The 9,480-nt window shown below is 68.6% G+C and carries 11 protein-coding genes; 5 read left to right on the forward strand and 6 right to left on the reverse strand.

Annotated elements, in window-relative coordinates:
* Window positions 1–115: 115 nt before the first annotated feature.
* Complete coding sequence (locus ACP7AU_RS04275; RefSeq protein WP_426050619.1) at window positions 116–307, forward strand: excisionase family DNA-binding protein; 192 nt, start codon at window positions 116–118, stop codon at window positions 305–307.
* Here ACP7AU_RS04275 and ACP7AU_RS04280 read toward each other — a convergent pair.
* Window positions 264–1,469 carry a tyrosine-type recombinase/integrase gene (locus ACP7AU_RS04280; protein ID WP_426050620.1) on the reverse strand — a complete coding sequence of 402 codons (1,206 nt, stop codon included), beginning with the start codon at window positions 1,467–1,469 and terminating at the stop codon, window positions 264–266. The two genes, ACP7AU_RS04275 and ACP7AU_RS04280, sit on opposite strands and share 44 nt — an antisense overlap.
* A gap of 193 nt (window positions 1,470–1,662) precedes the next feature.
* Window positions 1,663–2,079 (reverse strand): DUF983 domain-containing protein, encoded by a 417-nt coding sequence (locus tag ACP7AU_RS04285; RefSeq protein ID WP_426036549.1) that lies wholly within the window; start codon window positions 2,077–2,079, stop codon window positions 1,663–1,665.
* A gap of 111 nt (window positions 2,080–2,190) precedes the next feature.
* Between ACP7AU_RS04285 and ACP7AU_RS04290 the strand changes: the two genes are divergently transcribed.
* Window positions 2,191–5,106, forward strand: coding sequence for a tetratricopeptide repeat protein (locus ACP7AU_RS04290; RefSeq protein ID WP_426050621.1), 2,916 nt, complete (start codon window positions 2,191–2,193; stop codon window positions 5,104–5,106).
* Between the two features lie 9 nt (window positions 5,107–5,115).
* Here the strand turns inward: ACP7AU_RS04290 and ACP7AU_RS04295 are convergent, their stop codons facing one another.
* The 3 genes from ACP7AU_RS04295 to ACP7AU_RS04305 form a co-directional block, all read right to left on the reverse strand.
* Window positions 5,116–5,394 (reverse strand): HU family DNA-binding protein, encoded by a 279-nt coding sequence (locus tag ACP7AU_RS04295; protein ID WP_303695120.1) that lies wholly within the window; start codon window positions 5,392–5,394, stop codon window positions 5,116–5,118.
* A gap of 117 nt (window positions 5,395–5,511) precedes the next feature.
* Window positions 5,512–6,246 carry a flagellar type III secretion system pore protein FliP gene (fliP, locus tag ACP7AU_RS04300; RefSeq protein WP_426050666.1) on the reverse strand — a complete coding sequence of 245 codons (735 nt, stop codon included), beginning with the start codon at window positions 6,244–6,246 and terminating at the stop codon, window positions 5,512–5,514.
* Window positions 6,247–6,485: 239 nt separating this feature from the next.
* Entirely contained in the window at window positions 6,486–6,755 is a 270-nt protein-coding gene (locus ACP7AU_RS04305) for a flagellar biosynthetic protein FliO (RefSeq protein ID WP_303695122.1), read from the reverse strand.
* Window positions 6,756–6,875: 120 nt separating this feature from the next.
* On the opposite strand from ACP7AU_RS04305, the gene ACP7AU_RS04310 reads away from it, so the two are divergent.
* From ACP7AU_RS04310 to ACP7AU_RS04320, 3 genes are read left to right on the forward strand one after another with little or no spacing between them, the layout of a single operon-like run.
* Window positions 6,876–7,292 (forward strand): flagellar basal body rod protein FlgB, encoded by a 417-nt coding sequence (locus ACP7AU_RS04310; protein WP_426050622.1) that lies wholly within the window; start codon window positions 6,876–6,878, stop codon window positions 7,290–7,292.
* A gap of 19 nt (window positions 7,293–7,311) precedes the next feature.
* Window positions 7,312–7,746 (forward strand): flagellar basal body rod protein FlgC, encoded by a 435-nt coding sequence (flgC, locus tag ACP7AU_RS04315; protein ID WP_303695124.1) that lies wholly within the window; start codon window positions 7,312–7,314, stop codon window positions 7,744–7,746.
* Window positions 7,747–7,762: 16 nt separating this feature from the next.
* A complete protein-coding gene (locus ACP7AU_RS04320) occupies window positions 7,763–8,062 on the forward strand; it encodes a flagellar hook-basal body complex protein FliE (RefSeq protein ID WP_426036904.1) in 300 nt (99 codons plus the stop codon).
* A 64-nt stretch (window positions 8,063–8,126) separates the two neighbouring features.
* Here ACP7AU_RS04320 and ACP7AU_RS04325 read toward each other — a convergent pair whose 3' ends face one another.
* Window positions 8,127–9,476: a putative 2OG-Fe(II) oxygenase gene (locus tag ACP7AU_RS04325; protein WP_426050623.1), complete on the reverse strand. Its 1,350-nt coding sequence runs from the start codon at window positions 9,474–9,476 to the stop codon at window positions 8,127–8,129.
* Window positions 9,477–9,480 lie beyond the last annotated feature (4 nt).

Here is a 9,480-nt window from a genome sequence, read left to right on the forward strand (position 1 = left end):
GAGACCTTGGAGCGATCCTTGTCCGCGAGGGCCTGGCCCGGTCGGATCCAGACTTCGGCGACCAGTATCGGCTGGAAGAGACCTACGCCCGCATCAGGGGAAGAGGGGTTTGGGAATGACCGCCGCGAACGACAACGGCCTTGCCGATCGCCTGGCCTTCGGGGTCGAGGAAGCCGCAACCGTCATGTGCGTCGGCAAATCGACGGTCTGGCGCTGGATCCACGACAAGAGGGTCCGGTCGGTGAAGCTCGGAGGGCGGACGCTCATTCCTCGGGAGGAACTTCTTCGGCTTCTGGACGCGGCCTGAGGTAGTCCGACCAGTCCTGCATCAGGAGCCGGCGCTTCTTCAGGGCGTCACCCCCGCGATAGGCGCGCTCGACGTCGTCGCCGACCACATGGGCCAGGGCGGCTTCAGCGACCTCGCGGGGATGCTCCGTCATGTCGCCCGCCCAATCGCGGAACGTCGAGCGGAAGCCATGCGGCGTGGCATCGATTCCCATCCGGTCCAGCAGGGCGTCCATTGTCTGGTCAGACATCGGCCTTCCGGCCTTGGCGCCGGGGAAGATCAAGTCGGAGGCCTTCTGACCCTTCATCCGCACCGTATCGAGCACAGCCAGGGCCTGCGGCGTCAGTGGGCACCTGAACTCCCCATGTTCGTCCTGCTTCATCCGATTGGCCGGGATGACCCAGAGATCGCCCTTCACGTCGCCCCAGACGGTGTGTCGCGTCATCCCCTCTCGGGCAGCGGTGAAGATCGTCCACTCGAGCGCCCGGGCTGACATCGAGCCCCGCTTGCCCAGATCATCCATGAACGTCGGCGCTGCGTCGTAGGGGATCGCCCTGTGATGGACGGGCCGCTTGGTCTGGCGGGGCAGAAGCTTGGCCAGGTGGCCCTTGAACCGGGCCGGGTTCTTCATCTCGGGGTCGCGCCATCGCTTGACGGCGGCGTAGTCGAGAAGGGCCTCAATGCGCTGGCGAAGCTTTCGGCCGGTCTCGGGCCGCTTCGTCCAATGGACCTTCACCATCCTGACCACGTCGTCGGTGTCGACCAGATCGATCGGCACGCCTGCGATGTCCTTGGCGTAAGTCAGAAGACTTCGCTTCCAGTGGGCTTCGGTGTCCCTGCCTCGCCAGCCAGGGGCCATTTCGGCGATCATGGCGGTGGCGGCCGCAGAGAACGTCGGAGGCGATTCTTTCGGCTTCTTGGGGTCGTCGCCCCGATCGAGGGCCTTTCGGCTCTCCAGCGCTTTCTCTCGGGCTTCCGGGAGGGTCATCAGCCGGAAAGCGCCGAGGCCAAGTTCACGGCGTCGTCCGCGCACCGTGACCAAGAGGGCCCAGCGTTTCGCCCCGACCTTGTCGTCGACTCCCTTATCCACGACCAAATAGAGGCCGCCGCCGTCCGCATATCGCCCCGGCGCCGTCACGGTCTCGATGAACCGCTGGGTCAGTTTCTTGTAGGCCCTGGCCATCCCCGCCCCACGTTTCACCCCACAGCGCGACGTGAGATTGGTTCACGACGCATGGGGTGGATCGAGACGGTTAGGCGGTCGGCCAGCTGTTCGGCAAGCGCTGGCGGGGCGATTCTAGGGGAAAACTGGTCTCAGGCGAGACGACATGGGGGGCGCATATCATTCCCTCCGGGGTCGCCATCCCTTCAGCGAGCTATCGCCACTTCGAGCCTTCGCCATGGCTGCCGACGCTCTCCCACTCGGGCGGAGCGGCCTTGTGGACGTATTGCTCGGACACCATCCAGCCCTTAAACGGCCGCAGCACCAGCAGGCAGGCGGCCGCGATCAGGGGGAAGGTGAAGGCGAAATGCACCCAGATCGGCGGGTGGACCGTGAACTCGAACGCCATGAAGGCCATCATGCCGAGGATGCCGATGGCGGACATGGCGAAGAAGGCCGGGCCGTCCGCGGGTTCGGCAAAACTGTAGTCCAGGTCGCAGACGGGGCAGGCGGGCCGAATGGTCAGATATCCCTGCAGTAGCGGACCCTCACCGCAACGCGGGCAACGGCAGCGCAGACCGGTCGAGAGGGTCGAGAGACGGGGATAGGCGGGGGCTTCGGCGGGGATCATGGTGGCTCCTGACGCCTCTCACGTCGGCGCTTCGCCCGGGCGTGGCAAGGGGGCCTTCAGTCACATCCCATTAACCGCCTCTAAAGGGCGATCGCGCGAGTGTGCGCGCGAATGGCAGGCCCGCGCTCCAGCACCGCGATAGGACGAACCACGGCGGCGCTCGGCGTCGCAGGGACGATTGCGCTCGCCCCGATCGCGGGAGCCGTCGTTCCGGCCTTTGCCCAGGAGGCCGCAGCCGCCCTGGATCCGATCACCATCCGGGTCGGCGCCAATGACGGTTTCACCCGGATCGAGTTCGCGGGCATCGTCGGGTCGCGCTCGCGCGTGCGTCGTGACGGCCAGACCGTCGTCGTGCGGATCGGTTCGACCGCCGCCCCCGACGTCAGTCGGCTGAAGGTCGATCCGCCTCCGGGCGTGGCGAAGGTCGAGACCCGCGCGGCCCTGGACGCCACCGAACTGGTCATCACTCTGGCGGAAGGGTCGGACGCCCGCACCGGAAGCGCGGATGGTGCGGTCTGGCTGAACCTCTATCCCGCCGGCGCCGCGCCGGCCGCGCCTGCCGGAGCGGCCGTGCCCGCGGGCGGCGCGGTGCCTGTCATCGCGACCAAGGCCGCCGAACAGGTCAACCTGTCGTTCGCCTGGGGGGCGCCGGTGGGCGCGGCCGTGTTCAGGCGCGGCGACGCGGTCTGGGTGGTGTTCGACACCGCCGCCCGCATGGACATGTCGAAGGCAAGCGACCTGGGGGTCGCCGGGGATGCGCGCTGGGCCGTGGGGCCAGACTATACCGCCATCCGCATCTCGGCGCCGGAAGCCCTGTCGGTCTCCGCCAAGGGAGAAGGTGCGACCTGGACCGTCACGATCGGCGGACCGACCGCGCCCCCGGCCAGCGTCGTGATCGATCGCGACGACACCGGCGACACGGCGCTTGTGGCCAGCATGGCCGGGGCGACCCGGACGGTCTGGCTGACCGATCCGATGGTCGGCGACCGGTTCGCCGCCGTTACGGCCCTGGCTCCCGGCAAGGGGTTCGCCGACACGCGCCGCACGATCGACCTGACCCTGTTGCCGACGGCCCAGGGGATGGCGATCGAGACGCCGACCGACGACCTGTCGATCAAGGCCGAGGGCGACCTGGTCACCCTGTCGCGGCCGGGCGGCCTGCTCCTGTCGCCGCCTTCGATGGCGCTTGAGGCGGCCGAGCCCGCCCATGCCGAGGCGCCGGGGAAGGCCAAGTTTCCCGCCCTGATCCTGAGCGAATGGGGCGATGCGGGCGAGGAGGGCTTCTCCACCCGTTACCGCAAGCTCCAGGACGCTGCGGCGCTGGAGGCGATCGCCGCCTCCGACAACCCGCGCGCGCCGATCGAGGCGCGGTTGGCCCTGACGCGGTTCCTGGTTGGATCGGGACTCGGTTTCGAGGCCATCGGCGTCGTCAACGCCATGTTTGCGAAAACACCGTCCCTGCAAGGCGAGCCGGAACTGCGCGGCCTGCGCGGCGCGGCGCGGGCCTCCATCGGGCGGCTGGAAGAGGCGACGCTGGACTTCTCGTCCGGCGCTCTGGCCGGTGATCCCTCGACGAAGGTCTGGCAGGGCTGGCTGGCGGCCGAGCGGGGCGACTGGGGCGAAGCGCGCCGTGCCTTCGCCGGCGGGGCCGCCGCCATCGACGACTTCCCGCCGATCTGGCGCGCCCGCTTCGGCGCGGCCCACGCCATGGCGGCGCTGGAGACCGGCGATCTGGACGCTTCGAAGTCGCTGCTGGCCTACAGCTTCTCGCAGGAGGCACCGGCCGCCGACCAACTGGTCGCCCGCCTGGTGCAGGCGAGGCTGTTCGAACTGGAGGGGGCCACCGACCGGGCTCTGGCGGTCTACAAGGCCATCGGCCGGGCGCCGCTGGACGGCATCGCCACCCCGGCCAAGCTCGGGGTGATCCGTATCGAGCTCGCCAAAGGCACGCTGACGCCGACGGCTGCGGCCGCCCAACTGGAGCAGCTGAAGTGGCGCTGGCGCGGAGACGCGACCGAACTGTCGGTCATCCGCACCCTGGGCGGCCTCTATCTTTCGCAGGGGCGCTATCGCGAGGCGCTGGATGCGCTGCGCGGCGCGGGCAAGCGGCTGGGCGACCTGCCGGGGGCCGTCGAACTGCAGACTGACCTGTCGAACGCCTTCCGCGCCCTGTTCCTGGACGGCGCCGCCGATGGGCTGCAGCCGGTGCAGGCGCTGGCCCTGTTCTACGACTTCCGCGACCTGACGCCGGTGGGCGCCGACGGGGACGAGATGGTGCGTCGTCTGGCCCGGCGTCTGGTCGACGTCGACCTGCTGGACCAGGCCGCCGAACTGCTGAAATACCAGGTCGACAACCGGCTGGAGGGTGTCGCCAAGGCCCAGGTCGCGACGACCCTGGCCACGGTCCTGTTGATGGACCGCCAGCCCGAGCCGGCTCTGCAGGCCATCTGGGCCTCGCGCACGACCCTGTTGCCGACCGCCCTGAACGCCGAGCGTCGGGCGCTGGAGGCGCGGGCGCTGATGGATCTCGGCCGATACGACCACGCACTGGAAACCCTGGCCGACGACCGCAGCGCCGAGGCGCAGCAGGTCCGGGCCGACATCTTCTGGAAGCAGGAAAACTGGGCCGGTGCGGCGGCGCTGTACGAGTCCCGGCTGGGCGATCGCTACAAGGACACGGCCACGGCTCTGACGCCGGCCGAGGAAAGCCAGGTGATCCGGGCCGGTGTCGGCTACTCGCTGGCGAGGGATGCGGGCGCGCTGTCGCGACTGTCGCGGAACTATGCCCCGTTCAAGGGCCGTGCGCGGTCGGCGGCGGCGCTGCGCATCGCCCTGGACGGGCTGGATGGAATGGAAGGGGCGGCAAACGCCCAGGACTTCGCCGGACTGACTGCCGGCGCCGACACCTTCACCGGCTGGGTCAACCAGATGAAGACCCAGCTCAGAGAAAAAACGGGCGGGAATCGCGCTGCCGCGACGCCCGCCCGTCCCACTGCTCCAGCCGCCGCGGCGCCCGCGGCCGGCTAGAGCCCTGTCTTACGAGTTGACCGCATCCTTGAGCGGCTTCGACACGCGGAAGCGCACGGCCTTTGAAGCGGCGATCTTGATGGTCGCGCCCGTGGCCGGGTTGCGGCCTTCGCGAGCGGCGCGAGCGGCGGTGTCGAAAACACCCAGGTTGGAGATGCGGACATCGCCGCCGCCGGTCAGCGACGAATGGATGTTCTTGACGATGGCTTCCAGCACGCGGCCGGCGTCGGCCTGGCTGACACCGGCATCCTTGGCGACGGCGGCGATGAGTTCAGCTTGAGTGGTCATTATGGGTCGTTTCCCGAAAAGCTCGCCCGTGATTCCGGGCGACGACGGATGGATCAACACGTCTTTTGGGCGACTTGGCAAGCGCCAATGGCGCGCAAAGCCTTTGAGGGTGGGAACCTAGCCCGTTCCAGACGCCTGTCGGAAGCTCTCGACCAGGCTCCCGGCGACCAGTTTCCAGCCGTCAACCAGCACGAAAAAGATCAGCTTGAACGGCAGTGAAATCACCACCGGCGGCAGCATCATCATACCCATGGACATGAGCACGCTGGCGACCACAAGATCGATCACAAGAAACGGAATAAAAAGGAGAAATCCGATTTCGAAAGCCTTCTTCAACTCCGAGATCATGAAGCTGGGAACGATGACCCGCAGGGGCAGTTCGGCGGCCGTCGTGGGGACCTCCAGACGGCTCAGCCGGGTGAACAGGGCGAGGTCTCCCTGGTCCACCTGGGCGAGCATGAAAGTCTTCACAGGTTCCGACGCCAGATCGAAGGCCTGGGGCAGTTCCATCTGCTGATCCATCAGGGGTCGGATGCCCGAATCATAGGCGTCCTGCCACGTGGGAGCCATGACGATGGCGCTCAGGAACAGGGCCAGGGACACGAGGACGGCGTTCGGCGGCGACTGCTGCATGCCGAGCGCGGTGCGCAGCAGCGACAGCACAACGATGATGCGCACGAAGCTGGTGGTCATGATTACGATCGACGGCGCCAGCGACAGGACCGTCATCAGACCGACCAGCTGGACGACGCGCTCGGTCAGGCCTGCGCCGGTGCCGAGATCGACATTGATCGCTGCGCCCGCGCCGCCGGCGGCCGCCGCATCCTGGGCGAAGGCGGCCAGCGGCCACATGAGGCAGAGCAGGGTGGTGATCGTGGACAGCTTGAGCGCGTTGAGGAACTCCGCGCGGTTGGGGACGACGAACCACTTCTCCCTCCCCCTGCGGGGGAGGGAGGTCGCGGAGCGACCGGGTGGGGGGGGCAAGGCGGAAGGACTGCGGGCGGAGTTTGCCCTGCCTTGGCGCCCCCACCGGCCTTCGCTTCGCTCAGCCACCCTCCCCGAACGGGGAGGGAGAAGATCGTGCGGTCCGCTCATTTCTCGATGCCTCGCGGCTCGATCAACTCGCGGCCTTCGCCCAGCAGGAGGAGGCGTTCCTCGTCATCGATACTGACGAGGACGAGGCGGCGGGCGGGGTCGAGGACCAGGGTCTCGACGACCTTCAGCCGGCGCTCGCCGCGCTCGGCGTTGAGCCTGGCCATCAACTGGGGCGCATAGCGACGCGCGGCCCAGGCGGCCAGGCCGATCAGGCCCAGGGTGAAGGCGAGGCCGAAAATGGCGCGAGCGAGATCGAGGAAGTTCATTCTGAAGGGCCCCGGAGAACTCGGGGAACTTTAACCAACGTGGTTAACGTCGCGTTTAGATAAGCCCTCGTTAACCATACAGGCGGCATTTTCTGCCCATCGATCAAGGAAACGATCCCGATGGGCGTCGCCGACATCTCCCTTCTGAGCCAGATCAAGGGCCGCATGACCTGGCTGGACGAACGCCAGCGTCTGATCGCCCAGAATGTCGCCAACTCGGATACGCCCGGCTACGTCGGCCGCGACCTGAGAGCCCCGACGGACTTCGCCGCCGCCATGCGGGACGGGGGAGGACTGCGCATGGTCCAGACCTCGGCCGGCCACATGCCTGTCGGCGGACCGAACGGCGCGCCGGTGGCCCGCTTCACGTCGGAGGCCTCGCCGGATTCCGAAACCACGCTCGACGGCAATGCGGTGGTGGTCGAGGAGCAGATGCTGAAGATGGCCGAGAGCCGCATGGCCTATGACGCCGCGATCGGACTCTACACCAAGGCGATGGCCATGATCGGCCTGGCGGCCAAGGTTCCGGGTCGATGAGCCGTAAGGGAAGCACCCGATGAGTGATCCGATCAACGGCCGCAACGGCACGCCGCGCAACAGCGCCATGGCGGTCGCCGCCTCTGCCCTGACCGCGCAGCAGTCGCGCATGCGGATCATCGCCGAGAACATCGCCAACGCGGAATCGACGGCTCCGACGGCCGGAGGCAATCCCTATCGCCGCCAGATCCCGGTCTTCGAGGCGCGGGGCATCGACGGCGCCACCGGGGTGTCGCTGGCCGAGGTTCGGCCGGACCAGAGCGACTTCCGCCGTGAATACGACCCGACCCATCCGGCGGCCGACGGCGAAGGCTATGTCCTGCGACCCAACGTCGACACCCTGATCGAGGCCATGGACATGCGCGAGGCGCAGCGGGCCTACGAAGCCAATCTGAACGTCATCGAGACGGCGCGGTCGATGGAAAGCCGCACCCTCGATATCCTCAAGCGATAGGGCCTGATCGATGTCGATGAACCCTTTGATGGCCGCCCGGGCCTATGCCCAGGCCCAGGGAGCCGGCGGAGCGACGGCAGGCGCCGCGGTCGCGGGCGGCCCCGAGTTTTCGCAGATGCTGTCCAATGTCATGGGCGACATGACGCAACAGACGCGCGTGGCCGAGACCAACATGACCCAGGCCGTTCAGGGGCAGGGCTCGATGATCGACGTGGTCACGTCGATTTCCAGCGCCGAGGCTTCGCTGCAGACCGTGATCGCGGTGCGTGACCAGGTGATCTCCGCCTATCAGGAAATCATGCGGATGCCGATTTAAGGGTAGGGCGCTAGAGCTCGGCTCGCGGAGCCTCGCTGCTTGAGCGCAGGTCGGCGCGGCAGCCTCACCTGGGCTGCACGTCGAATGCGACGGTCAGGCGCTCGCCGCCGCCCGTGAACGGCTCGGTGCCGTGCCACATCCAGGATGGGAACAGGGCGACGCGGCCAGGTTTCGGCTCGATCCAGTGTTCCGGAGCCAGTTCCAGCCCGATGCCCAGCCGACAGGCTCCAAACCGCAACCAGCCGGCTCTGGGCTGGTCCGGCGACAACTCCGGGGTCTGGACATACAGGGCCGAGGAGACCCAGCCGTTCGGATGGATGTGGTCGCTGTGGCGCCCTCCGGCGGTGAGCCGCACGGACCAGGCGCCGATGATCTCGAAGCCTCCACCCGCACGGCGGCTCATCGGGTCGTCCCGGCCGGCCATCGCGCCGATGTAGCTTTGGATGGGGTCTGTCAGGGCGCTGAAGATCGCGTCGATGGCCGGATCGCCGGCGAAACGCGGGTCCAGCGCAGCCTGCACGCCGGAGCGGACGGACTGGCCCAGGGGTTGGGCCCGGAAAGGATGAAGGGCGCGCAGGCCGGCGGTCGCTTCGGCCAGCCACGCCTCGCGATCCTGGCCGACGGGCCCGGCCAGATCGAACGCGGCGGTCAGCCGGCGATAGTCGTCGGCGGAAAGCGCGCGCGGGTCGCCGACCACCCTCCAGGCGACGTAGCGCAGGGCGAGGGCGTACTGATCGCCCGGCGTGGTCGCAAGGTGCGCATCCAGTCCCGGCAGGGCCTCGCCGGATCGACCGCAGGCCATCAGGGCCGCCAGCCGCGCCACCCGGGCGTCGGCATCGCCCGGCGCGGCGCCGGCCGCAGCCTCGGCATGCTTCAGGGCCAGGGCCGGATCGAATCCCGAGGCGGCGGCCGAGGCTGTCGCGTCGAGAGACGCAGGGTGGGGCCCGGTCAGCCACCGTTCCAGCCCGCGGTAGGCCGCCTCGTCGCCCACGATGTCTCGCACGATCCCTGCGCGCAGGCCGGCCAGCGGCGCGGTCGGCGCCGACTGGAGCCGGGCGTCGATCGCGGCCAGAGCCGCACGGGCGTCACCGCTCCGCATCCAGATGAGCTGGGCCTGGTCCCGCAGGGCGTCGGCATAGTCCGGTCGACGTATCAGGGTCTGGCGCAGGGCCTCTTCGGCCTCTGCGAGCCGGCTCGACGACATCAGGGCGCGGGCGAACACCAGCCAGGTCTCCGGCGCGTCCCCGCCCTTGGCGAAGGCGCGCCGGACAGCCGCCAGAGCCCCCTCGGCGTCACCCATGTCCCCAAGGGCGGCGGCCAGATTGTGCTCGGCCACGGCGCTCGCGGGACGGGCTGCGACAGCCTGCTCCAGGGTCTGGAGACGCGCCGTCGATTCGGGGCCATGGCCGTTCACGGCT

The organism is Brevundimonas sp. SL161 (assembly GCF_049896985.1).
In the GTDB taxonomy this organism is placed as follows: Bacteria; Pseudomonadota; Alphaproteobacteria; order Caulobacterales; family Caulobacteraceae; genus Brevundimonas.